Here is a 23,079-nt window from a genome sequence, read left to right on the forward strand (position 1 = left end):
CGCGTTCGAACCCGATTTCTTCGAAAACTCTCTGTGGTGTACGTGGGCAGATCGTGCTGGGTCGACGCAACGGACGGTGTCGGTCTCCGTCCACCGGGTGTCCGACGGGCGGCAGGAAGCGGCGCGGGTTCGCGAGATGATGACCGCGGAAGCCCAGCCCGGCCAGGCCTCCGATCCGGGCGCCGACGCCTACGAGTTGCCCGGATCGACCGGACGAGTTCGTCTTCGTTCTGAACTACCTCAGTACCGTCACCGTGGTGTCCGGGCAGTGCGTCGTCACATTGATGCCGTCCGGCGCCCCTGTGCCGCTCGACGAACTCACACACCCGGCACAGGTCATCGCCCGCACCGTCGGCTGCTCGCCGTATGTCGACGACTTCGAGCCACCCGTCATCGACCAAAGCAACATGACGGGCGGGTGGACCACCGCCGACGGCTTGATCTATGACCCGCGCACGCCGCCGCAGCCCTAGCCGCGGACCTCGGTGCGCAGGATCTCGCCGTGCATGTCCTCCAGCGACACGCCCTTGGTCTCACGCACCCAGCGCCACACGAACAGCCCGGACAGGATCGCGCACAGGCCGTAGAAGCCGTAGGCCAGGCCCAGGTGATCGCGCAGGCCGGGGAAGGTGACGGTGATCAGCCAGTTGGCCGCCCACTGGCCGGCGGCGGCCAGCCCGAGCGCCGCGGCGCGGATGCGGTTGGGGAACATCTCGCCCAGCAGCACCCACACCACCGGACCCCAGGACATGCCGAACGCGACGACGAACAGGTTCGCCGCGATCAGCGCGATGACGCCGGAGGCCCCGGGCAGGCTGGGGTTGCCGTCCGGACCGATGGTGGCGTTGGCGAAGATGACGGCCATCGTGATCAGCGTGACGGCCATGCCGCTCGACCCGATCAGAAGCAAGGGCTTGCGACCGATCTTGTCGATCAGCGCGATCGCGATCAGTGTGGTGAGCACGTTGATCACCGAGGTGATGACGGTGTAGATGGCCGACTCGTCGGCGCTGAATCCCACCGCCTGCCACAGCACGTTGGAGTAGTAGAAGATCACGTTGATGCCGACGAACTGCTGGAAGATCGACAGGCCCAGGCCCACCCAGACGATGCCGTAGATCCCGCCGGTCGGCTTGCGCAGGTCCCGCCACGACGGCTTGTCCTCGCGTTCGAGCGTTTCGCGGATCCTGGTGATGGTGATCTCGAGGTTCTTCTGACCGAGGAGTCTGGTCAGCACCCGGCGCGCTTCCGGAATCTTGTGGCTGGCAACGAGATAGCGCGGCGACTCGGGGATCGTGTAGGCGAGTGCCCCGTACACGACCGCGGGCACCGCCATCGCCAGGAACATCCACCGCCAGGCGTCGACGCCCAACCACAGCGGCTGGTTTGCTCCCCCGGCCGCCCACTGCAGCACCCAGTTCACGACGAAGGACAGGAAGATGCCGGACACGATCGCCAGTTGTTGCAGCGACCCCAGCCTGCCGCGGATGCCCGGGGGCGAGGTTTCGGCGATATACGCCGGCGCGATCACCGAGGCCACACCGACGCCGAGCCCGCCGACGATCCGGAACAACACCACGGCCCAGACGTCGGGGGCGAAGCCGGTGCCGAACGCGCTGATGAAGAACAGCACCGCGGCGATCTTCATCACCGCGAGCCTGCCGATGCGGTCGGCAACCCGACCTGCCGTCATGGCCCCTACCGCAGCGCCGAGCAGGGCCGAGGCCACCGCGAACCCCAACTCGGCGTTTCCGATCGAGAAGTCCTCCTGGATCGAGTCGACCGCACCGTTGATCACGGCGCTGTCGTATCCGAACAACAGGCCACCCAGGGCAGCGACCGACGCGATGCGCACCGCGGTCTTTCCGGATGAGAAGTCTTGGTCCTCGTCGAAAATCTCCGGGGACTCCCCGGTAGGACCGCCGTGTCCCGCCATCTACCGACCTCCGCGCCGTTGCGTGATGTAGATCACATTGAAGCACCCGCTCCGTGTGGTCGGGAGCATTCCCGCAACTACGCGTGATCAAGCGCGATGAGTGTCAGGCAGTCCGGGTCGAGGCGATGTCGTCGTGAATCCGGCGCAGGTCGGCGACGTCGAGGTCACCGAGGGAGTCGGCGTGCCGCCGATGCGGGCCCGCCGGCACCGGGATCTCGTTCGGCACCACGAGCACGGCGCAACCGGCCGCTTCGGCGGCCGCGGCACCGGTGACCGAGTCCTCGACGGCCAGACAGTGCGTGGGTGCCTCGCCGAGCAGCTGCGCTGCGCGCAGGTACGGGTCGGGCGCAGGCTTGCCGGTGGGCACTTCGTCGCCACACACGGTCACCGAGAAGTATTCGCGGCCAATGGAATCCAGTGCCCGCTCGGTGAGCGCACGCAAAGTGTTGGTGACCAACGCCATCGGGATCCCCTCGGCGGCGAGCGCGTCGAGCATCTCGCGCGCTCCGGGACACCACGGCAAGCCTTCGGCGAACAGCTCACCGGTGTAGTCGTGCAACCACTTCGCCGATTCGGCCATCGCGTCCGGGTGAGGATCCAGCCCGAGGTCGGCGTAGACGATGCCGATCACCGTTTCCGACGAGCCACCGACGGTGGCGGCCCGCACCTCGGGAGTCAACACGCCGCCCAGACGGCGGTAGAGCGCCTGCAGTGAGATGTCCCACAGCTTTTCGGAGTCGACGAGCGTGCCGTCCATGTCCCACAGCACTGCTCGCATGACCGCCATTGTGCACGGGGATGTCCACCTCGGCGACCTCGGGTAGATTCAGCATGCTGCGCTGCGCGCGGGTGTGCCCCGCTGTCTGATCCTGTGCGGCAACTTGATTGGAGAATTGTGACCCACCCCACGCCGTCTGTCCCTGCCGTGCGCGAAGCCGGTGACCCGAGCACGTCGGTACGGGCGGCGCTGCGTTCTCCGCGCCGACTCAAGACCGAGGTGCTGGCCGGGCTGGTGGTGGCACTGGCGCTGATCCCGGAGGCGATCTCGTTTTCGATCATCGCCGGCGTCGATCCGCGGATGGGCCTGTTCGCGTCGTTCACGATGGCGGTGACCATCGCGATCGTGGGTGGGCGTCCGGCGATGATCTCGGCTGCGACCGGTGCGGTCGCACTGGTGATCGCACCGGTGGCGCGCGAGCACGGCGTCGACTACTTCATCGCGACGGTCATCCTGGCCGGGCTGCTGCAGATCGTGCTCAGCGTCTGCGGGGTAGCGCGGCTGATGCGCTTCGTGCCGCGCAGTGTGATGGTCGGATTCGTCAACGCGCTGGCGATCCTGATCTTCACCTCCCAGCTGCCCCACCTGATCGGCGTACCGGCGCTGGTGTATCCGTTCGTCGCCGCGGGTCTTCTGATCATGGTGTTCCTGCCGAAGCTGACCGAGGCGGTGCCGGCGCCGCTGATCGCGATCGTGGTGCTCACCGGCGTCGCGATCGTGTTCGGTGTGTCGCTGCCCTCGGTCGGCGATCAGGGTGAGTTGCCGTCGAGCCTGCCGGCCCTGCTGTTCCCGAACGTGCCGTTGACCACCGACACGCTCGCGATCATCGCGCCGTACGCGCTGGCGATGGCGCTGGTCGGGCTCATGGAGTCACTGATGACCGCCAAACTCGTCGACGACATCACCGACACCCATTCGGACAAGACCCGCGAAGGGTGGGGTCAGGGCGTGGCCAATGTCGTCACCGGGTTCTTCGGCGGCATGGGCGGCTGCGCGATGATCGGGCAGACCATGATCAACGTCAAGGTGTCCGGCGCACGGACCCGCATCTCGACGTTCCTGGCCGGCGTCTTCCTGCTCGGTCTGGTCGTCGGCCTGGGCGACGTGGTCGGCCTCATCCCGATGGCTGCCCTGGTCGCCGTGATGATCATGGTGTCGGTGGCCACGCTGGACTGGCACAGCATCAGCCCGTCCACACTGCGGCGGATGCCGTTGTCGGAGACGCTGGTGATGGCGGCCACGGTGGCGGTCACGGTGCTCACCCACAACCTCGCCTACGGCGTGATCGTCGGCGCGCTGACCGCGATGGTGCTGTTCGCGCGCCGCGTCGCACACCTGGTCACCGTGGAGCGGTCCGAGGACGAGGACCGCGCCGTCTATCGCGTGCGCGGCGAGCTGTTCTTCGCCTCCAGCAACGACCTCGTGTACCAGTTCGACTATGCCGGGGACCCGCACACGGTCGTGATCGACATGTCCGAATCCCACATCTGGGATGCGTCGAGCGTCGCTGCGCTCGACGCCATCACCACGAAGTACCGTTCCCGCGGGAAAACGGTCGAGATCGTCGGCCTGAACCAGGATTCGGCCGACCGCCACGACCGCCTGTCCGGGCAGCTGGGCGGGGAGCACTGAACGCGATTCGCCTCGATGCCGAGGCCGGGTCTCAGCTGTCGGGAACCGACGATTCGCGCACCGCCAGTGTCGGAGTCAGCACATCGTGGACGTCCACACTCCGTCCCCCCAAGCGTTGCGTGAGCAACTGCACGGCCCGCTCACCCATCTGTTCGCGCGGCTGTTGCACGCTGGTCAGCCGCGGACGAGCCCGCACCGCGAGTGCCGAATCGTCATATCCGACGAGAGCCAGCTCGCCCGGCACTGCTATTCCGCGGTCCCAGGCGAAGTCGAGCACCTCGAAGGCTTCGACGTCGTTGCGGGCGAAGACCGCGTCGGGTTCGGCTGCCATCGCCGATCCCATATCGGTCGGCGCCGCGACAGTGATGAAGCGTTCCAAGCCGTGGGCGCGCATGGCGGATTCATATCCGGCACGTCGGGCCAGCCCGGCCGGCCGGGTCGACGAGGTCACGTGCAGGATCCGTTCGCGGCCGCATTGGACCAGATGATCGACGGCGAGGCGGGCGCCGAACTCGTCGTCGTTGCTGACCGAGTCGATGCCGGCCACCGGGTGCAACGACCGGCCCACCATGACCACCGGGGTGCGCCGGGCGGCGGCCTGGAGCGCGGTCAGATCCAGCCACGAGGAGACGACGACCAAACCGTCGACATTGAGGTCCAGCAGGGCATCCACCCGTGCGGCGAGCCGGCCGCGGTCGCGCGAACCGTGCGCCAGCAGCACGGACAACCCGGCCGCATCGGCCGCCTTCTCCACCGCGGCGACGACCTCGGTGTGATACGGGTTGTCGAGGCTGGAGATCACCACCCCGATCAGCATGGTGCGCCGCTCGCGTAGGGCCCGGGCCAACGTGTTGGACCGGTAGCCGAGTTCGTCGGCGGCACGCAGGATGCGGGTACGCGCCGTGGCACCGACTCCGCTGTCGCCCCGCAACGCCAGGGACACAAGCGATTTCGATACCCCGGCTCGAGCGGCCACGTCCAGGATGGTGGGTTTGCGGCCTGGTGTCGGGCCGTCGGCCGACGACGGGTGGACGTCCATCGCATCTCCCTTGCACCCGATTCGTGCGCAGTCTACGTTCCGCGACCACCGCCGCCGCCGACAGCGGCCGAGCACGACTTGGAACGTTCCAGACCTTCCGCGGCCGTTCACCCGCCGGCCATTCGGGTGTGGCCTGAAGCAACCCTGGCGTACCTACCGTCGTCGCCGTGACGAGTACCACCGACGCACAGCATGCCGCGGCGCCACTGACCGGCCTGCGCAGGCTCCCCGAGGCGCTGCTGCTGGATTTCGGCGGCGTGGTGTTCGCGACCCGCAAGCGACCGGAGGCCTGGACCGAGTTCGCTGCACATGTGCACCGGGTACTGAAGCGCGCCGGCCACCACATCGAAGTCGACGACCTGGAGCGGGCGCTGCGGGGCGGGAACAAGGCACTCAAGGATTGGAAGAACGCCTCCAGCCGGCGACGCGCCCCACGGGAACTGAGTCATCGGGAAATCTGGGGTGACTTCTACGCCGCTCCCCTGCCCGAGGCGGCCCGCGAGGTGCTGGTCGGCAGCGCAGGTGCGTTGCAGGCGCAGCTCACCGCGACGGTGGCGGTGCACACCGTCCGGCCGGGAATTCGCGAACTGTTGGCGCTGGCCGCCGAACGACGGGTGCGCCTGGGCATCGTGTCGAACGCCCATTCGGGCCGTGCGCACCGCGCGTTGCTGGCCGCGCACGGCCTCGACGGCGCATTCGGCGTGCAGGTGTACTCCGACGAGGTCGGAATCCGCAAACCGCACCCGGACATGATCGAACTGGCGGCGACAGCACTGGGCACGACCGCGGCCCGGTGCTGGTATGTCGGAGACACTTTCGATCGCGACGTGGTGGCCGCCCGTCGCGCCGGCATCGGCGCGGTGATGCTGACCCGTCACCACCACACCGACAACCCACCGTTCCCGGTGGCCGAGAACGCCGATGCGGTGTTCGACACGCCCGAGGACCTGGTCGATGTGCTGCGCGCCGCTCGACCGGCCCCCGTGCAGCCAGCCGCAGCACCACAGTCCGTGGTCCGAGCCATTCCGACCCGGCCCTCGGCGCTGCTCCTCGACCACGGCGGGGTGATCGCGGTATCGGTGCCCGACGCGGCGCTGCGTCGGGCCTTCGCCGCGGACCTGGCCCGCAGGCTGGGCCGGGCGGGGTACACCCTCTCCGAGGAACAGGCACTCACCGTGATCGCCGAGACCCGCCGCCGACACAAGGACTGGAAAGCCGACCAACCCGATACCTGCACAGCCGAGATCGACGCCACCACGTTCTGGGTCGAATTCGCCGGTCCCCCACTGACTTCGCAATTACCGGCAGATCAGCATGCCGGTGTGCGGGCCTGGCTGCGCGTCGAGGCCCACGAACTGATGGCCGGATACGCGCGGGCGAAATCCCGCCCGACGGTGCGTCCCGGTGTGCCGGAGCTACTGCAACGGGCTGCAGCCGTCGGGGTGCCCGTCGCGGTGGTGTCCAACACCGTCAACGGCCGCGCCGTCCGCGAGGAGCTCGACGAGGCCGGCCTGACACCTTTGATCGGCGCCCACGTCTACTCCGACGAATTGGGTCGGCGCAAGCCCGACCCCCTGATGCCTGCCACCGCACTACGGGCGTTGGCAGCCGACCCCGCACATGCATGGTTCATCGGCGACAAACCGCACCGCGACGTCGCTGCTGCGCGCGCGGCCGGGGTCGGAACCGTCGTGCTGGTGCGCGGCGGATCATCCACCGATGCGGAGCTCGACGACGCGCCCGCACACCTTCGACCCGACCATGTGCTCGACACCATGAGTGACCTCATCGCGCTCGCCCTGCCCGAACGTTCCTGAACGCCACGATTTCCGGAAGAAGGCCGTCATGTCCATACCCGAGTCCATCTCCGCGGCCGCGGACGATTTCCGCGACCGGTTACGCGCGTCGGATGCACTGTCCGGCTCACAGAAGCTGATGATCCTGGTGCTGTCGATGACGTTGTACGGCGTCGGTGACATTGTGGCCCAGATGATTCCGAGCATCGAGTACGGGCCGATGGACATCGGCGTCTCCTACTTCTCGTTCATCGCCGTTGTGTTGGCCGCACTGCTGCCGCCGGCCTGGGTGGCACTGGGTGCGCCGCTGGGCGAACTGGTGTTCTCCGACATGCTGCTCGGCGATTTCGGCGGATTCGCCGAGGTGGAGGGCTGGCTGGAAACATCACTGGCGATCTACGTGGCCGGCTGCTTCGTCCGCAACCCGCGCAGCGTCAAACAACTGTTCCTGGCGCCCATCATCATGGTTCTGGTCGACAAGGTCAGCGGCGGCATCATCGACATCGCCAAGGTGGCCGTGGGCATCGATCCGGACACGCTGGACGAGTCCGACGGGTTGTTCACGGCCTTCCTGGCCGCCGAGGGCATCGATCTGGTGATCACCGTCATCACCTCCGGCATCCTGTTCGGCGCGCTACCGGCAATCTGGTTGGCCCCAAGGCTTTACGGCAAGATCGAACCGATCATGGGACTGCGCCCCCGCGATCCGGCCAATCCGCCGCGACTGCGCGGACCGTGGGGCACCTCCATCTGGGCCGTTGCCGGGTTGGCCTTCGTGCTGGCGGCCGCCATCGCGATGCTCGCCGCCTGGCAAGACGTCGTCGGCAATGAAGGGTTCGGCGCCTTCGGGGCGTTCGAACCCGACTACGTGGACCGGTTCGGTACCGCCTACCTGTGGATCGCCGCGGCGATCGCAGCCGCCGTCGGATTCGCCGTGTTCTTCGCCATCCGCGCCGTCCGCAGCCGCCGGAAGCGCTGATGTATCCGCCGGCCATGGCCACCCGTCCCGTCGACAGCTCGGCGTCCGAGACTGTACCGGCCATCGAGGTACGGAATCTGACGTTCCGCTACCCCGGCGCCGAACAGGATTCGCTGCGCGGGGTGGATCTGCGTATCGAGGCGGGCGACTTCGTGGCCGTGGTCGGCGGCAATGGTTCCGGCAAGACCACGCTGTGCAAGACCTTCAACGGTCTGGTGCCGCACTTCTGGCAGGGCGACATCTCCGGGGTGGTCCGGGTGCACGGCCAGAGCACCGCACGGCGATCGGTCGGCGAGATCGCACATGACGTCGGATATGTGTTCCAGGACTTCGGAAATCAGATCGTGCGGCCCACTGTCGCAGATGATGTGTCGTTCGGCCCGATGAACTTCGGGCACCTCGACTGGCGGAAGCGCACCGACGACGCTCTCGACGCGCTCGGGCTGACCGCGCTGGCCAAGACCTACACCTGGCAGCTCTCGGGTGGACAGCAGCATCTGACCGCCCTGGCCGGGGCCTTGGCGTTGGCTCCCACCGTGCTGGTGATCGACGAGCCCGCCGCCGAGGTCGATCCGGTCCGCGCCGCCGTCGTCTATGAACAGCTCACGGCGCTCAACCGGGACCGCGGCATCACCGTGGTGGTCATCGAACATCACGCCGAACTGGTGGCTCGTTACGCGAAATCGGTGGTCCTGATGGAAGACGGCGCGGTACGTTGGCATCTCCCGGTGGCCCAGGCGCTGTCGCGTGTCTCGGATCTGGAGGATGCCGACATTCCGCCACCACAGGTGGTCGCCGCGGCGCGGGCCTTGGTTCCGGCCATCGGCCGGGGTGAGCAACTGGCGCCGCTGACCGTCGATCAGGCGGTGCCGCTGCTGAACACGGTGACCCCGCGCCCGGCGGCGGTCGCGCATCCGTCGGTCACCGGCGATGTGATCGCGCGGGCGCGCAAGGTGACCTACGGCTATCAGATGGTCACCGGTCCGCGCAGCGTGGTGCTCGATCGCCTGGACCTGGATCTGCACGAGGGACAACGGGTCGCCCTCGTGGGCTCCAACGGCGCGGGCAAGTCGACATTGTTGAGTGTGCTTGCCGGACTGGCGATTCCACAGTCCGGGACCGTCGTCGTCGACGGCCGCGACACCCGCACCGTGACGGCAGCGGAATTGGCCGACAGCGTCTGCTATCTGGTGCAGCGGCCCGAGGAGATGTTCCTGCAGGACTCGGTGCGCGCGGACGTGTCGATGTTCCCGTCCGGCCGCGGTCTGGCCGACACCGCAGAGTTGGTCGACGAGGTGCTGGACCGGGTTCGGCTGAGCCGGTTGGCCCACCGCGACGGCCGACTGCTCTCCGGAGGTCAGCAGCGCCGAGCCACCCTGGCCATCGCCCTGGCGATGCGACCGCGCCTGCTGTTGCTCGACGAACCCACCTCGTCTCTGGATCTACGCTCACGCGATGACGTGATCGCCATGCTGGCAACGCTTTCCGAACACATACGCTGCACCGTGGTCGCCACCCACGATATGCATCTGGTGGCCGAATGGGCCGATCGGGTGATCGTGCTGGACCAGGGGACGGTGCTCGCCGACACCGATCCGGCGACCCTGTTCGCGACGCCGGAGGTGCTGGCCCGGGCCCGTCTGGTCCCACCCCAGGTGGCCCAACTGGGTTCGGCGCTCGGCCTGCACCCGCTGCCGCTGTCCATCGACGAACTCGTCGCCCGACTGGAACCGGAGCGCTGATGAGCACCGAGACCGACCAGGTCAGGTCACGTCGCGGACTGGACCGCACCGCCGTCGAATGGGTGAAACTCGAACTGATGCGGGTGGCCTACGCCACCCGCGGCGGCTTCTTCTCGCGACGCGATCCACGGGCGGTCATCTTCTGGTACGTCCTCTGCGCGGTGACACCTTGGCTGACGTACTCGACCACCACCTTGGCGGTGCTGTTCGCATTCAGCCTGGCCTCGGCGTTGATCGCCCGGATCGGCCCGCTGCTGCTCGGATTGTTCGCACTCGGCATCCTGGGACAGATCGCTTACCTGCTGGTTCTGGTGTTCGTGTTCGATGGAAACGCCGGCGCGGTCGACGGTCTGGCACAGATCACGCTGAAGCTGGCGACCATCTCGCTGGCCAGTATGGCGGCGTTCGTGTCCCTGGATCCGGAGAAGCTCTCCGACGGTCTGCTCGCGTTGCGCGCACCGGCGATCATCGGCTTCGGGGTGTCCTACGGGTACCGGATGGTGCCGGTGCTGATCGACGAATTCCAGACCATCGTCGACGGACACCGCCTGCGTGGCGCCCCGGCCGCCGGCCACGGCATCCTGGGCTGGCGAACCGCGGCGCGCGCCGGAACCATTGCGGTACAGAGCTTTTACCCGTTGATCCTGAACACCGCCAAGCGCACGCGTACCACTGTCGAGGCACTGGAGATCCGAGGTTTCAGCGTGGCCGGAATGGCATCGCCGGAGGGCCGCCGGCTGCGCACGGCGCACCTGCGCTACACCCGCGCCGACGCCCTGCTGCTCGGCGCCACTGTGCTGATCATCGGGTTCGCCTTCTGGTTGCCCAGCGTCCACCCGATCGGTGGCTGAGGGCTCAGTCCTCCGGTTTGTCAGCTCCGGTCGCTAACCTGCCGGCATGACGATTCTGGTGACCGGCGCGACCGGCAATATCGGCCGTCGCGTCGTCGATGAGCTGCTCGCGGCCGGCGCCACCGACATCCGTGCGCTGACCACGAACCCGGCCCAAGCTGATCTGCCGGACGGCGTCACTGCCGTCACGGGATTTCTCGGCAAGCCAGACTCATTACCTGCCGCGCTCGACGGCGTGGAGGCGATGTATCTGGCGCCGTTCCCGCCCACACTGGATGCCACCCTGGACCTGGCCCGCCGCGCCGGCGTCGCCTATGTGGTCGCACTGTCAGGCGGCGCGCACTGGCAGGCGCACGCAGACGCGGTGGCCGCGTCCGGGTTGCCGCACACCCAGCTCGGACCAGGCGAGTTCTGCGAGAACTTCGCCATCTGGTCCGAGGCGATCAAATCGAGCGGCACAGTACGCGAGCCCTATCCCGATGTGGTCGAGGCGCCGATCTCGATGGACGACATCGCTCGGGTGGCGGCGCACCTGCTCGTCGCCGCCGACACGAAGCACCACGGCGTGATGTACGAGCTGACCGGACCGCAGGCGCTGACCCGCGCGCAGATCGCCGAACAGATCGGCGTCGGCGCGGGTGTGCCTGTTCGGTTCACGCAGTGCAGCCGGGCCGAAGCCGAGCAAGCGCTGCGTCCGGTGATGGGAGACGAGGCCCGCTGGTATCTGGACCTGATGGCCGGCGCGCAACCCCAACACGCCAACAGCGTGGTCGAACAACTCACCGGCACACCGGCGATGTCGGTCGCGCAGTGGGCGGCTCGCAACGCGTCGCTCTTTCGATGAGGCGCGTCCCGGTCGCGCTCAGTCCTCCGGGTTGTAGCCCAGGTTGGGCGCCAGCCAGCGCTCGGCCTCTTGCAGTGTCCAGCCTTTGCGCTTCGCGTAGTCGGCGACCTGGTCCTGCGCCAGCCGGCCCACCACGAAGTACTGCGACTGCGGATGCGAGAAGTACCAGCCGCTGACCGCGGCGCCGGGCCACATCGCCATCGACTCGGTCAGCTCGATGCCGGTCCGCTCGGTGACATCCAGCAGGTTGAACAGCGTCGTCTTCTCGGTGTGCTCCGGGCAGGCCGGGTAGCCGGGCGCGGGACGGATGCCGCGGTACTTTTCCCCGATGAGCTCGTCGTTGTCCAGCTGCTCGTCGGGCTGGTATCCCCAGAACTCCTTGCGGACCCGCTGGTGCATCCGCTCGGCGAACGCCTCGGCGAGCCGATCGGCCACCGACTCCAGCAGGATCGCGCTGTAGTCGTCGAGGGCGGCCTTGAACTCCATGATCTTTTCCTGGCCGCCCAGCCCGGCGGTGACGGCGAACGCGCCGATATAGTCCCGTTGCCCGGTTTCTCGGGGGGCGACGAAGTCGCCGAGTGACCGGTTCGGGACGCCCTCGCGGTGCTCGCCCTGCTGACGCAGGTTGTGCAGCGTGGTCAGCACCTCGGTGCGGGTGTCGTCGGTGTAGACCTCGACGTCGTCGCCGACGGCGTTGGCCGGGAAGAAACCGATGACGCCGTTGGCGGTCAGCCACTTCTCCTTGATCAGGGTGTCGAGCATCTCCTGGGCGTCGTCGTACAGCTTGCGGGCCGCCTCGCCGGTGGCCGGGTTGTTGAGGATGTCGGGGAAGCGGCCCTTCATCTCCCAGGCGTTGAAGAACGGCTGCCAGTCGATGTACTCGCGCAGTTCGGCGAGGTCGTAGTCCAAGAACTCCCGCACGCCGAGACCCTGCGCGGGCACGGGCGGGGTGTAGCCGTCCCACTCGATCGGTGTCCGGTTGGCGCGGGCCTTCTCCAGGGTCAGCATCGGACGCTCGTTTTTCTGGGCGTGCCGTTCCCGCAGCGATGCGTAGTCCTTCTCGGTCGCCTCGAGCAGAGCGGGCCGCTGCTTGTCGTCGAGCAGTGCGGCCGCCACCGGCACCGAGCGGGACGCGTCCTTGACCCAGACCACCGGACCGCTGCGGCGCGGCGAGATCTTCACCGCCGTGTGGGCGCGCGAGGTGGTCGCGCCGCCGATGAGCAGTGGGATCTCCAGTCCTGCGCGTTCCATCTCGACGGCGAAGTTGCTCATCTCGTCCAGCGACGGGGTGATCAGGCCGGACAGCCCGATGATGTCGGCGTCGTGTTCTTTGGCCGCATCCAGGATCTTCTGCGCCGGGACCATCACACCGAGGTCGATCACCTCGAAGTTGTTGCACTGCAGCACAACACCGACGATGTTCTTGCCGATGTCGTGGACATCGCCTTTCACCGTGGCCATCACGATGGTGCCATTGGTGTCCTTGGAGCCCGATGTCCCGGCTTCCGCCTTCTCCGCTTCGATGAACGGCAGTAGGTAGGCCACGGCCTTCTTCATCACGCGAGCCGACTTCACCACCTGCGGCAGGAACATCTTCCCGGAACCGAACAGGTCGCCGACGACGTTCATGCCGTCCATCAGCGGACCCTCGATCACCTCGATCGGCCGGCCTCCGGCAGCGGCGATCTCGGCGCGCAACTCTTCGGTGTCGTCGTCGACGTGCGCGTCGATCCCCTTCACCAAGGCATGCGTGATGCGCTCGCGGACCGGCAGGGACCGCCACTCGGCGGCGGCTGGATCCTCCGACTTCTCAGTGCTGTTGAAGCGTTCGGCGATCTCCAACAGCCGCTCGGCGGCGTCGGCGCGACGGTTGAGCACCACGTCCTCGATGCGTTCCCGCAACTCCGGGTCGATCGAGTCGTAGGGCACCAGCGCACCGGCGTTGACGATGCCCATGTCCAGACCGGCCTTGATGGCATGGAACAGGAAGACCGCGTGGATGGCTTCGCGGACCGGATTGTTGCCGCGGAAGGAGAACGAGACGTTGGAGATGCCGCCGGAGATGTGCACTCCGGGCAGGTTCTCCTTGATCCAGGCGCAGGCCTCGATGAAGTCGATGCCGTACGTCGCGTGCTCCTCGATGCCGGTGGCAAGCGCGAAGCAGTTCGGGTCGAAGATGATGTCCTCGGCCGGGAAGCCGACCTTCTCGGTCAGGATGCGGTAGGCGCGGCCGCAGATCTCCTTGCGGCGCTCCAGGTTGTCGGCCTGGCCCTGCTCGTCGAAGGCCATGACGACGACGGCGGCGCCGAACTTACGGCACAGCCGCGCCTCCCGGATGAACTTCTCCTCGCCCTCCTTCATGGAGATCGAGTTGACGATCGGCTTGCCCTGCACGTTCTTCAGGCCCGCCTCGATGACCTCCCACTTCGAGGAGTCGATCATCACCGGGACGCGGCTGATGTCCGGCTCGGACGCGATCAGCTTGGTGAAGCGGTCCATCGCCGCGACGCCGTCGATCATGCCCTCGTCCATGTTGATGTCGATGACCTGCGCACCGACCTCGACCTGCTGCAGAGCGACCGACAGCGCGGTGTCGTAGTCCTCGGCCTTGATCAGGTTGCGGAACCGCGCCGAGCCGGTGATGTTGGTACGTTCACCGATGTTCACGAACAGCGAGTTGTCGTCGATGTTGAGCGGCTCGAGACCCGACAACCGGGTGGCCACCGGGATGTCCGGCACCTGACGCGGCGGCTTGCCGTCGACCACCTTCGCGATCTCGGCGATGTGGGCCGGCGTCGTCCCGCAGCAGCCGCCGACCATGTTCACAAAGCCCGCGTCGGCGAAGTCGGCGACATATCCGGCCTGACGCTGCGGGGTCTCGTCGTACTCGGCGAATGCGTTGGGCAGGCCCGCGTTCGGGTAGCAGGACACGAAAGTGTCTGCGATGCGCGATATCTCGGCAATGTAGGGCCGCATCTCCGGTGCGCCCAGAGCGCAGTTGAGACCGACGGCCAGCGGCTTGGCGTGGCGGATGGAGTTCCAGAACGCTTCGGTGACCTGACCGGACAAGGTGCGCCCGGACGCGTCGGTGATGGTGCCGGAGATGATCACCGGCCACCGGCGTCCCCGCTCTTCGAACAGGGTCTCGATGGCGAACACCGCGGCCTTGGCGTTGAGCGTGTCGAAGATCGTCTCCACGATGATGATGTCGGCACCGCCGTCGACCAGACCGTTGGCGGCTTCCAGGTAGGCGGCGACCAACTGGTCGTAGGTGACGTTGCGCGCGCCGGGATCGTTGACGTCCGGAGAGATCGACGCGGTGCGGGTGGTGGGCCCCAGCGCGCCTGCGACGTAGCGCGGCTTGTCGGGCGTGCTGAACTCGTCGCACGCGGCGCGGGCCAGCGCGGCGCCGGCGTAGTTCAGCTCGTAGCTGAACTCGGCCATGCCGTAGTCCGCCAGCGAGACCGCGTTCGCGTTGAACGTGTTGGTTTCCAGGATGTCGGCACCGGCCTCGAGGTACTCGCGGTGGATCGCCTCGATGATGTGCGGCTGGGTCAGGTTGAGCAGGTCGTTGTTGCCCTGGAGGTCGCTCGGCCAGTCCTTGAACCGTTCGCCGCGGTAACCGGCCTCGTCGGGGCGGTCGCGCTGGATCGCCGTGCCCATCGCGCCGTCGATCACCATGATCCGCTGACGCAGGATCGCCGTCAGCTCGTCGGTGCTGTCAGGACGGATGTTCGGCGCAAAGGTGTTCGGTTCAGAGGTGTTCGACTGAACGGCCTTCATGTGCGCTCCTTCCATTGCGGAAGGCGTCCTTGACTTCTGCCGAGCGTGGCGGATGCCGGTACGAACCCGGGATCCGTTGCAACGCCTCTCGACCTCAGAGAGTGTACGTCGTCACGCAATCGGCGTCTGGACGCCCAGCACCACAGTCAGGGTAGTCGGCGCCACGAATGCGGCTGCGGGTCGATGCGCGTCGCGGTGCCCACACAAGGCTTACGCTGGCTTTGTGACCCCCTCGGATTTCCGTGGTCCGAAGCGATCCGACCTGCCCGATCTGCACGACACCATCGTCGTGGCAGCCTTCGAGGGCTGGAATGACGCCGGTGACGCCGCCAGCGATGCGCTCGAGCACCTGGATTCCATCTGGCAGGCCGAGACGATCGTCGAGATCGACGACGAGTCGTACTACGACTACCAGGTCAACCGGCCGGTCATCCGCCAGATCGACGGCGTCACCCGCGAGTTGGTGTGGCCGTCGATGCGCATCGCGCACTGCCGCCCACCGGGCTCCGACCGCGACATCGTCCTGATGCACGGGGTGGAACCGAACATGCGCTGGCGCACGTTCTGCGCCGAACTGCTCGCCATTGCCGACAAGCTCAACGTGCACACCGTGGTGATCCTCGGAGCGCTGCTGGCCGACACACCACACACCCGGCCGGTGCCGGTGTCGGGCTCGGCGTACTCCGCGGACTCAGCCAAGACGTTCGGCCTGGAAGAGACGCGCTACGAGGGACCCACCGGCATCGCCGGGGTCTTCCAGGACGCGTGTGTGCAGGCCGGCATCCCGGCGGTGACGTTCTGGGCGGCGGTGCCGCACTACGTGTCGCAGCCGCCGAACCCCAAGGCGACCGTCGCGCTGCTGCGGCGCGTCGAGGATGTGCTCGATGTCGAGGTGCCGCTGGCCGACCTGCCCGCCCAAGCCGAGGAGTGGGAGCAGGCGGTCAGCGAGATGACCGCCGAGGACGACGAGATCGCCGAGTACGTGCAGTCGCTGGAGGAACGCGGCGACGCCGAGATCGACGTCAACGAGGCGCTGGGCAAGATCGACGGGGATGCGCTGGCGGCGGAGTTCGAGCGCTACCTGAGACGACGCGGACGGTAGCTTTCGCGCCGAGATTGCATCCAGCGCGGGGAATTCGGCGTTTGACGCGCGTGGAATGCAATTTCGCGCGGGCGGTGGTCAGCGGAAACGACGCAGGTAGTCGTCCCAGTCCCAGCCGGCCAGGAAATCCTCGGCGGCACCCTGTCCTCGCTCGAAGAGCATGCGCTTGTCGCGTTCGGGCAGGTCGAAATCCAGGACGCCGACCGGGCTGGTGTCGATGCGGATGGCGCGGGCGCTGACCCACGGTTGGTTCAGATACGCCTGGTCGCGACCGACCAGGATCGTGGTGACCACCTGTTCGAGCAGGGTGGGCGACCCGATCAGGTGCAGGGGGCGCAGCGCGGGGATCACGGCCGTGTTCTCGGCGGGGAGGTCCGGTAGCAGTGTGATGCCGAACGTCGGCCACCGTGGGGGCTCCCCGTCGCAGCGATCCAGGGAGTCGATCGGGAAGTTCGACAGCAGGCCGCCGTCGACCAGCCGCGAAGTTCGCCCGTCGGCGCTGGTCAGTTCCTCCGGTCGGTAGAAGAACGGGATCGCGGTGGAGGCGCGCACCGCATCGGCGACCGACTGCGCGTCCGGGTCGAGTCCGTAGACGCGCTCGTAGTCCCAGGGCAGCCGCACCAGCTGCCCGAGCGTCACGTCGGCGACGGTGACCACGAGTCGGTACCGCTGCTCGGGAGGCAGGCTGGGATCGTCGAGAGCCAGGTCGGCGAACGTGGTGACACCGAAATCGGCGAGCTGACGCGCGACCCACCGCCGCAGCGCGTCGCCGCGGTAGATGCCGCCACCGCTGAGCACGCCCCACGCCGGTCCGATCACCGGCAGCCGCTCCACCGGCCCCGGGTCGAGGAACTTTCGGTAGTCCAGTCCCATCGCCAGCTCGGTGAGTTGCGGGGTCGACACTTCTCCGCTGTGCGTGGCCGCGGCCAGCACGGCACCGACCAGCGCCCCCGCCGAGGTACCCGAGATGCGGTGCGGCACATAGCCGGCGTCGACCAAGGTGGCCGCCGCCCCCACCAGCGCCAGACCTTTGACTCCCCCACCGGAGAGCACCAGATCGGCGCGCACGTCTACTCCCCCTGCGGACGGTTCACAGCGCAACCCCCAGCAGTGCGTCGACCGCAGTGGCCACCGTCGCCCCGGCCTGCGGGTCGTGCCCGCCGTAGGACAGCGCGTCGGCGGCCCAGCCATCAAGAGCGGCAAGGGCTTTCGGGGTATCGAGGTCGTCGGCCAGGTAGCGGCGCACCCGTGCCACGACGTCGTTCGGATCCGGGGCGCCGGCCAGCGCGGTGGCGCTGCGCCAACGGTGCAGACGCCGGTTGGCCTCGTCGAGCACCTGCGGACTCCAGAACCGGTCCTCGCGGTAATGCCCGGCCAGCAGGCCGAGCCGGATCGCGGACGGGTCCACCCCGTCGCGGCGCAGCGCCGACACCAGAACCAGGTTGCCGCGGCTCTTGGACATCTTGTGGCCGTCCCAGCCGATCATCCCGGAGTGGACGTAGTGCCGAGCGAACCGGCGCTCGCCGGTGACACATTCTGCGTGTGCGGCCGAGAATTCGTGGTGTGGGAAGATCAGGTCGCTGCCGCCGCCTTGAATGTCGAGCCCGGTGCCGATGCGGCTGAGCGCGATCGCGGCGCACTCGACGTGCCAGCCGGGCCGGCCGGGCCCGAACGGCGACGGCCAGCTGGGCTCGTCGGGGCGGGCGGCGCGCCACAGCAGCGCGTCGAGCGGGTCGGCTTTCCCCGCCCGGTCGGGGTCTCCCCCGCGTTCGCCGAACAGCGCCATCATCGTGTCGCGGTCGTAGCCGGACTGGTAGCCGAACTGCGTGGTGGCGCCGGCGTGGAAGTACACGTCGGGGTACTGGGCGTCGTCGACGACGTAGGCGGCCCCGGCGGCCAGGAGTTTCTCCACCACCTCGATCACCTCGGCGATGGTTTCGGTCGCGGCGACGTAGTCACGCGGCGGCACGACGCGCATCGCGGCCATGTCCTCCCGGAACAGGTCGGTCTCGCGGTCGGCGAGCTCGCGCCAACCGATGCCGTCGCGCTGCGCGCGCTCGAACAGCGGGTCGTCGACGTCGGTCACGTTCTGCACGTAGTGCACCTGATGGCCGGCGTCCAGCCACAGGCGGTGCACCAGGTCGAACGTGAGATACGTGGCGGCATGGCCCAGATGGGTGGCGTCATAGGGCGTGATGCCGCAGACGTACATGGTGGCGGTGGCACCCGGGCTGACCGGCCGGATCTGCCGGTCGGCGCTGTCGTAGAGCCGCAGCTGCGGACCCTGCCCAGGCAGCACCGGAACGCTCGGCGCCGACCACGATTGCATAACCCCGACTCTAGACATCCTCGTTTGAGACGCCGCGGACGGCTGTTTCATTCCCGCTCGCCTCAGGTCTAGCGGTTGCGGTAGGCCGACCAGATCGCCTCGAGCAACACCGGCGCGAGCTCCGGGCGGCACATCAGCAGGTCCGGCAGGTAGGGGTCAAGCCGGTTGTACACCAGCGGCGAACCGTCGATGCGTGACGCGTGCAGGCCGGCCGCCCACAGCACACCGGCCGGTGCGGCCGAATCCCACTCCCACTGCCCACCGGCGTGGATGTAGGCGTCGACGTCGCCGCGGACCACCGCCATCGCCTTGGCTCCCGCAGAACCGATGCGCACCAGCTCGATGTCGAGTTGGTCGCGCAGGTGCCACAGCACTGCCGGGGGGCGGTTGGTGCTGGCGGTGATGCGGATCGGGCCCTCGGTGCGCGGCGGCGGGCCGAGAACCGTGTCGGTGCGGTAGACCTCACCGCGGGCCGGCAGAGCCACCGCGGCGTCGGTGATGGTGCCGCCCGCGGACTGACGCTGCCACAGGGCGATGTGGACCGCCCAGTCCCTGCGGCCGGGCATCGAGTATTCGTGGGTGCCGTCGACCGGGTCGACGATCCATACCCGGTCGGCGTCGACGCGCGCGAGATCGTCGACGGCTTCCTCGGACAGCACGGCGTCCTCGGGCCGGTCGCGGTGAAGGCGGTCCAGGATCAGTGTGTTGGCGCGACGGTCGCCGGCGTCGCCGAGGTCGTACGGATCCCAGTAACCGACCTGTTCGCGCATCGCCAGCAGTAGCTCACCGGCTTCGGCGGCCACCTCGGCGGCCAGCGCGGCATCGGTGAGGGTCACCGGGAAAGTAGATCACGTCAGAACGCGGGCCACGGTATGGGCCGCCGCCGGTCGGGTGTGGGCATCACCGGGTTGCGCAGTAGGTCAACGACTCTGGCGCGCAGAGCAGCGATTTCGTCTCTGGTGATGTGCTCACGCAGGTCGGCGGCGAGCGGACCGTTCAGCGCTTCGGCGAGGGCGGCGACGTCGTTGAGCGTGGAGTCGTCGACCGGCTTGCCGGCCCACCCCCACAGCACGGTGCGCAACTTGTCCTCGACGTGCAGCGTGACGCCGTGGTCGACGCCGTAGACGTTGCCGTCGACGCCGCACAGCACGTGACCACCCTTACGGTCGGCGTTGTTGACCAGCACGTCGAACACCGCAAGCCGGCGTAACCGGTCGTCGTCGGCGTGCACCAGCGTGACCTCGTCGCCGGCGTAGTCATAGGCCTGCAGCACCGGCAGGAAACCCGCCGGGACGGCGCCGGCAGGCACCAGGTCCACCAGGTCCGGCCCGCTCGGAGCTTCGTCGTCGGTGGGATCGTCGACAGGTGGCTCGTCGCTGGGCTGGTCCACCCAGCGTTGCAGCATGCCGGGACCGGCGGGGCCGTCGCGGATGATGGTGTAGGGCACCACATTCCACCCCAGCGCCGCCGAAACCAGATACGAGCCGCGTTCCCGGCCGGCCAGCGTGCCGTCCGGGAAATCCCACAGCGGCGCCTCGCCCGCCACAGGTTTGTAGACGCAGTGCACGCTGCGGCCGTCGAGCACCGCTTCGCACAGGAACGTCGCGTTGCTCGCCGACCGGATGCGGCCGATGACGGTCAGCTGCCCGCGGCGCAGCACCTCGCCGTCGTCGGTTGCTGCCTCAGACAACGTCGTCATCGCCGGCGGCGCCCAGTTCGCCCCGCCGGTAGCCGTTGGTTCGGACACAGATGTGGCCGTCGGAGTCGAGGGGTTCGTCGCACAGCGGGCACGGCGGTCGCCCAGCGGAGATGACGCGGTTCGAGCGCGTGGCGAACTCGCGGGCCGACTCAGGGGTCAGGAAGACGCGCACGGCGTCGGGTCCGTCCTCGGCGTCGTCGAGGACCACCGAGGCGTCGAACTCGGTGTCGGAGACCGCGAGCAACTCCACGACGACGGTCTGGGCCTCGGAATCCCACCCCAGGCCCATGGTGCCGACGCGGAACTCCGCGTCGACCGGGGTGATCAGCGGGCTGAGGTCTTCCACCTCGCCGGTGTCCGGTGGGATCGGGGTGCCGAAGCGGCGATTGATCTCCAGCAGCAGCGCGGCGATCCGCTCGGCGAGCACCGCCACCTGCTGCTTCTCCAGCACGACCGACACCACGCGCCGGTCGTGGACGGCCTGCAGGTAGAAGGTCCGGTTTCCCGGCTCACCGACGGTGCCGGCCACGAAACGGTCAGGGGTGCGGAAGACGTGGATTGCGCGGGCCATGGCAGTTCCCAAAATACCGGGTCAGTCCGTCGAACCGCCGACGACGGCGTCGCCGGCAGGGACATCGGAGGTCGGGGATCCGTCCTGGGCAGGATCTTTGGGCGGCGGCGCCACCAGCGCCGAGTTCAGCGTCGCGCCGGTGTGGTTGACGTGGATCACGAAGGGCCGCATCGACGTATAGCGGACAGCGCTGACCGATGCGGGGTCGGCGTTGATGCGTTGGAAGCTGTCGAGGTGGGTGCCGAGCGCGTCGGCCAGCACGGCTTTGATGACGTCGCCGTGCGTGCACGCGACCCACAGCACGTCGCCGCCGTGTTCGTCGGCGAGCCTGCGGTCGTGCTCCCGGACCGCGGCCACCGCACGGGCCTGCACGGCGGCCAGACCTTCCCCGTCGGGGAACACCGCGGCGCTGGGCTGATGCTGCACGACCGTCCACAGCGGCTCCTTGACCAGCTCGCCGATCTTGCGGCCGGTCCAGGCCCCGTAGTCGACCTCGCTGATCCGGTCGTCGACGACCGGATCGAGCTTCAACGCCGCGGCCAAGGGCTCCATGGTGCGTTCGCAACGCAGCAACGGTGAGCGGACGATCGCGCGAATCGGCAGCCCGCCGAGGCGCTCCACGAGCGCCTGCGCCTGCTCGCGCCCCCTATCGTCGAGATCCACCCCGGCTGACCTCCCGGCCAGCGTGTGTGCGGTGTTCGACGTCGAGCGGCCGTGCCGCACCAACAGAACGGTCATGTCGCTGCCACCACCCCGGTCGACAACAGGATCAACACGACCACGCCCAACACGATGCGGTAGCCGACGAACCAGTACATGCTGTGGCGGACGAGGAACCGCAGAAACCACGCCACGGCGGCGAACCCGACGACGAACGCGATCACCGTCGACACCAGCAGCTGCGGGCCGCTCGCGCTCATGCCTTCCCCGGACGGTGCGAACGCATCGGGCAGCGAGAACAGCCCGGACGCGAACACCGCCGGGATGGCCAGCAGGAACCCGAAGCGGGCCGCCACTTCCCGGTTCATGCCGAGGAACAGGCCCGCGCTGATGGTGGCCCCCGAGCGCGAGACGCCCGGTAGCAGTGCCAGGCACTGCGCCGACCCGACCAGCACGGCGTCCTTCCAGGTCAGATGCTCGATTCTGCGGCCCTGCCGGCCGAAGTGCTCCGCGGCGGCGATGACCAGCGAGAAGACGATCAGCGCGATGGCGATGAACCACAGGTTGCGGGCGCCGGTGCGGATCTGGTCTTTGAGCAGCAGACCGATGACGCTGATCGGGATCGTGCCGATGATCACCCACCAGCCCAGCCAGTAGTCGGGGTTACGGCGGGCGGCGTCGAACAGCCCGCCGAACCACGCGATCACGATGCGTTTGATGTCGCGCGCGAAGTACACGAGCACCGCGGCTTCGGTGCCGAGCTGGCTGACCGCGGTGAACGAGGCGCCGGCGTCGTCGTCGAAGAAGACCCGCGACGCGATCGCCAGGTGCCCGGACGAGGACACGGGCAGGAATTCGGTGAGTCCTTGCAGGACGGACAGGACCACCACCTGCAGCCACGACATCGCAGGTACGTCGGTCACGACGACGACCGTACCGTGATCGGGTCAGCGCAGCGTTCTGGGCACCGGCTGCGCGTCGGTGACCGCGTCGCGGACAGCGGCGATCAGACTGCGTTCGTCGGTCAAGTCGATGTCGGTGAGTTTGCGGGTGGCCAGCGCGACAACGTCGTCGCTGTCCGGGACGAGGGTGCGCAGCCGGGGACGGTACAACTCGACGACGAGTTCCTGGTGCTCGATGTGGAACGAGAACGTGCGGCCATCACCGACCTGGCCGAAGCCGCTGGCGTGGACACCGGTCGTGATGTCCTCCACCTCGAAGTTCTCACCAGGGGTTTCATGGTCCCTCGTGACGGTCATGAGCCGAAGACTACCCGTGCGACCACTGCGCGTCGGCGCAGCGCGCGCCGGGGCACGGTGCACAGTTGCATAGACTGGC

20 protein-coding genes are annotated in these 23,079 nt (G+C 68.1%); 8 read left to right on the top strand and 12 right to left on the bottom strand.

All coding sequences use genetic code 11. The annotated features are described in order from the left end of the window. Positions 1–257 precede the first annotated feature (257 nt). Positions 258–473: a hypothetical protein gene (locus tag ACQI46_RS05730; protein ID WP_427093008.1), complete on the top strand. Its 216-nt coding sequence runs from the start codon at positions 258–260 to the stop codon at positions 471–473. Here the strand turns inward: ACQI46_RS05730 and ACQI46_RS05735 are convergent. After that, positions 470–1,936 carry a sugar porter family MFS transporter gene (locus ACQI46_RS05735; protein WP_427093009.1) on the bottom strand — a complete coding sequence of 489 codons (1,467 nt, stop codon included), beginning with the start codon at positions 1,934–1,936 and terminating at the stop codon, positions 470–472. The two genes, ACQI46_RS05730 and ACQI46_RS05735, sit on opposite strands and share 4 nt — an antisense overlap. Positions 1,937–2,039: 103 nt before the next feature. Further along, entirely contained in the window at positions 2,040–2,714 is a 675-nt protein-coding gene (locus ACQI46_RS05740) for an HAD family hydrolase (protein ID WP_427093010.1), read from the bottom strand. A 117-nt stretch (positions 2,715–2,831) separates the two neighbouring features. On the opposite strand from ACQI46_RS05740, the gene ACQI46_RS05745 reads away from it, so the two are divergent. Beyond that, a complete protein-coding gene (locus tag ACQI46_RS05745) occupies positions 2,832–4,346 on the top strand; it encodes a SulP family inorganic anion transporter (protein ID WP_427093011.1) in 1,515 nt (504 codons plus the stop codon). 31 nt (positions 4,347–4,377) lie between these two features. Here ACQI46_RS05745 and ACQI46_RS05750 read toward each other — a convergent pair whose 3' ends face one another. Continuing rightward, positions 4,378–5,385 (bottom strand): LacI family DNA-binding transcriptional regulator, encoded by a 1,008-nt coding sequence (locus ACQI46_RS05750; RefSeq protein WP_427093012.1) that lies wholly within the window; start codon positions 5,383–5,385, stop codon positions 4,378–4,380. Positions 5,386–5,552: 167 nt separating this feature from the next. On the opposite strand from ACQI46_RS05750, the gene ACQI46_RS05755 reads away from it, so the two are divergent. The 5 genes from ACQI46_RS05755 to ACQI46_RS05775 are packed head-to-tail and all read left to right on the top strand — an operon-like array spanning position 5,553 to position 11,597. Then, the gene (locus ACQI46_RS05755; protein WP_427093013.1) at positions 5,553–7,202 is read left to right on the top strand and encodes an HAD-IA family hydrolase; all 1,650 of its coding nucleotides are present in this window, start codon (positions 5,553–5,555) and stop codon (positions 7,200–7,202) included. A gap of 28 nt (positions 7,203–7,230) precedes the next feature. Next, the gene (locus tag ACQI46_RS05760) at positions 7,231–8,160 is read left to right on the top strand and encodes a hypothetical protein (protein WP_427093014.1); all 930 of its coding nucleotides are present in this window, start codon (positions 7,231–7,233) and stop codon (positions 8,158–8,160) included. Positions 8,161–8,174: 14 nt separating this feature from the next. Continuing rightward, positions 8,175–9,902 (top strand): ABC transporter ATP-binding protein, encoded by a 1,728-nt coding sequence (locus ACQI46_RS05765; protein WP_427093015.1) that lies wholly within the window; start codon positions 8,175–8,177, stop codon positions 9,900–9,902. Next, positions 9,902–10,753 carry an energy-coupling factor transporter transmembrane component T family protein gene (locus ACQI46_RS05770; RefSeq protein ID WP_427093016.1) on the top strand — a complete coding sequence of 284 codons (852 nt, stop codon included), beginning with the start codon at positions 9,902–9,904 and terminating at the stop codon, positions 10,751–10,753. The genes ACQI46_RS05765 and ACQI46_RS05770 overlap by 1 nt, the downstream gene beginning before the upstream one ends. 46 nt (positions 10,754–10,799) lie before the next feature. After that, positions 10,800–11,597 (top strand): SDR family oxidoreductase, encoded by a 798-nt coding sequence (locus ACQI46_RS05775; protein ID WP_427093017.1) that lies wholly within the window; start codon positions 10,800–10,802, stop codon positions 11,595–11,597. 18 nt (positions 11,598–11,615) lie between these two features. Here ACQI46_RS05775 and metH read toward each other — a convergent pair whose 3' ends face one another. Next, positions 11,616–15,380: a methionine synthase gene (gene metH / locus ACQI46_RS05780; protein ID WP_427093018.1), complete on the bottom strand. Its 3,765-nt coding sequence runs from the start codon at positions 15,378–15,380 to the stop codon at positions 11,616–11,618. 223 nt (positions 15,381–15,603) lie between these two features. Here metH and ACQI46_RS05785 point away from each other — a divergent pair, with 223 nt between their 5' ends. Then, entirely contained in the window at positions 15,604–16,482 is an 879-nt protein-coding gene (locus ACQI46_RS05785; RefSeq protein WP_427093019.1) for a PAC2 family protein, read from the top strand. 78 nt (positions 16,483–16,560) lie between these two features. Here ACQI46_RS05785 and ACQI46_RS05790 read toward each other — a convergent pair whose 3' ends face one another. From ACQI46_RS05790 to ACQI46_RS05825, 8 genes are all read right to left on the bottom strand, one after another. Next, a complete protein-coding gene (locus ACQI46_RS05790) occupies positions 16,561–17,550 on the bottom strand; it encodes a patatin-like phospholipase family protein (protein WP_427093020.1) in 990 nt (329 codons plus the stop codon). Between the two features lie 22 nt (positions 17,551–17,572). Beyond that, positions 17,573–18,811 (bottom strand): cysteine--1-D-myo-inosityl 2-amino-2-deoxy-alpha-D-glucopyranoside ligase, encoded by a 1,239-nt coding sequence (mshC, locus tag ACQI46_RS05795; RefSeq protein WP_427093021.1) that lies wholly within the window; start codon positions 18,809–18,811, stop codon positions 17,573–17,575. Positions 18,812–18,879: 68 nt separating this feature from the next. Beyond that, complete coding sequence (locus ACQI46_RS05800; protein ID WP_427093022.1) at positions 18,880–19,647, bottom strand: 3'(2'),5'-bisphosphate nucleotidase CysQ; 768 nt, start codon at positions 19,645–19,647, stop codon at positions 18,880–18,882. Between the two features lie 17 nt (positions 19,648–19,664). Then, positions 19,665–20,510, bottom strand: a complete 846-nt coding sequence (locus tag ACQI46_RS05805; protein ID WP_427093023.1) for an SCO1664 family protein — start codon at positions 20,508–20,510, stop codon at positions 19,665–19,667. Next, on the bottom strand, positions 20,494–21,081 hold the full coding sequence (locus tag ACQI46_RS05810; protein ID WP_370490217.1) for a DUF3090 domain-containing protein: 588 nt from the start codon (positions 21,079–21,081) through the stop codon (positions 20,494–20,496). Before ACQI46_RS05810 ends, ACQI46_RS05805 begins: the two co-directional genes overlap by 17 nt. 21 nt (positions 21,082–21,102) lie before the next feature. Next, entirely contained in the window at positions 21,103–21,819 is a 717-nt protein-coding gene (locus ACQI46_RS05815; protein ID WP_427093024.1) for a histidine phosphatase family protein, read from the bottom strand. Next, positions 21,816–22,646 carry an undecaprenyl-diphosphate phosphatase gene (locus ACQI46_RS05820; RefSeq protein ID WP_427093195.1) on the bottom strand — a complete coding sequence of 277 codons (831 nt, stop codon included), beginning with the start codon at positions 22,644–22,646 and terminating at the stop codon, positions 21,816–21,818. Before ACQI46_RS05820 ends, ACQI46_RS05815 begins: the two co-directional genes overlap by 4 nt. A gap of 42 nt (positions 22,647–22,688) precedes the next feature. Continuing rightward, the gene (locus ACQI46_RS05825) at positions 22,689–23,000 is read right to left on the bottom strand and encodes a hypothetical protein (RefSeq protein WP_427093025.1); all 312 of its coding nucleotides are present in this window, start codon (positions 22,998–23,000) and stop codon (positions 22,689–22,691) included. Positions 23,001–23,079: the final 79 nt, after the last annotated feature.

This window comes from Mycobacterium sp. SMC-4 (assembly GCF_050205565.1).
In the GTDB taxonomy this organism is placed as follows: domain Bacteria; phylum Actinomycetota; class Actinomycetes; order Mycobacteriales; family Mycobacteriaceae; genus Mycobacterium.

Excerpts from the sequence above, each read along its gene's own strand:
- ACQI46_RS05735 (WP_427093009.1), bottom strand. The coding sequence starts at position 1,936 with ATGGCGGGACACGGCGGTCCTACCGGGGAGTCCCCGGAGATTTTCGAC.
- ACQI46_RS05740 (WP_427093010.1), bottom strand. The coding sequence starts at position 2,714 with ATGCGAGCAGTGCTGTGGGACATGGACGGCACGCTCGTCGACTCCGAA.
- ACQI46_RS05750 (WP_427093012.1), bottom strand. The coding sequence starts at position 5,385 with ATGGACGTCCACCCGTCGTCGGCCGACGGCCCGACACCAGGCCGCAAA.
- ACQI46_RS05760 (WP_427093014.1), top strand. The coding sequence starts at position 7,231 with ATGTCCATACCCGAGTCCATCTCCGCGGCCGCGGACGATTTCCGCGAC.
- ACQI46_RS05765 (WP_427093015.1), top strand. The coding sequence starts at position 8,175 with ATGGCCACCCGTCCCGTCGACAGCTCGGCGTCCGAGACTGTACCGGCC.
- ACQI46_RS05770 (WP_427093016.1), top strand. The coding sequence starts at position 9,902 with ATGAGCACCGAGACCGACCAGGTCAGGTCACGTCGCGGACTGGACCGC.
- ACQI46_RS05775 (WP_427093017.1), top strand. The coding sequence starts at position 10,800 with ATGACGATTCTGGTGACCGGCGCGACCGGCAATATCGGCCGTCGCGTC.
- metH (WP_427093018.1), bottom strand. The coding sequence starts at position 15,380 with ATGAAGGCCGTTCAGTCGAACACCTCTGAACCGAACACCTTTGCGCCG.
- mshC (WP_427093021.1), bottom strand. The coding sequence starts at position 18,811 with ATGCAATCGTGGTCGGCGCCGAGCGTTCCGGTGCTGCCTGGGCAGGGT.
- ACQI46_RS05805 (WP_427093023.1), bottom strand. The coding sequence starts at position 20,510 with ATGACGACGTTGTCTGAGGCAGCAACCGACGACGGCGAGGTGCTGCGC.
- ACQI46_RS05810 (WP_370490217.1), bottom strand. The coding sequence starts at position 21,081 with ATGGCCCGCGCAATCCACGTCTTCCGCACCCCTGACCGTTTCGTGGCC.
- ACQI46_RS05815 (WP_427093024.1), bottom strand. The coding sequence starts at position 21,819 with ATGACCGTTCTGTTGGTGCGGCACGGCCGCTCGACGTCGAACACCGCA.
- ACQI46_RS05820 (WP_427093195.1), bottom strand. The coding sequence starts at position 22,646 with ATGTCGTGGCTGCAGGTGGTGGTCCTGTCCGTCCTGCAAGGACTCACC.
- ACQI46_RS05825 (WP_427093025.1), bottom strand. The coding sequence starts at position 23,000 with ATGACCGTCACGAGGGACCATGAAACCCCTGGTGAGAACTTCGAGGTG.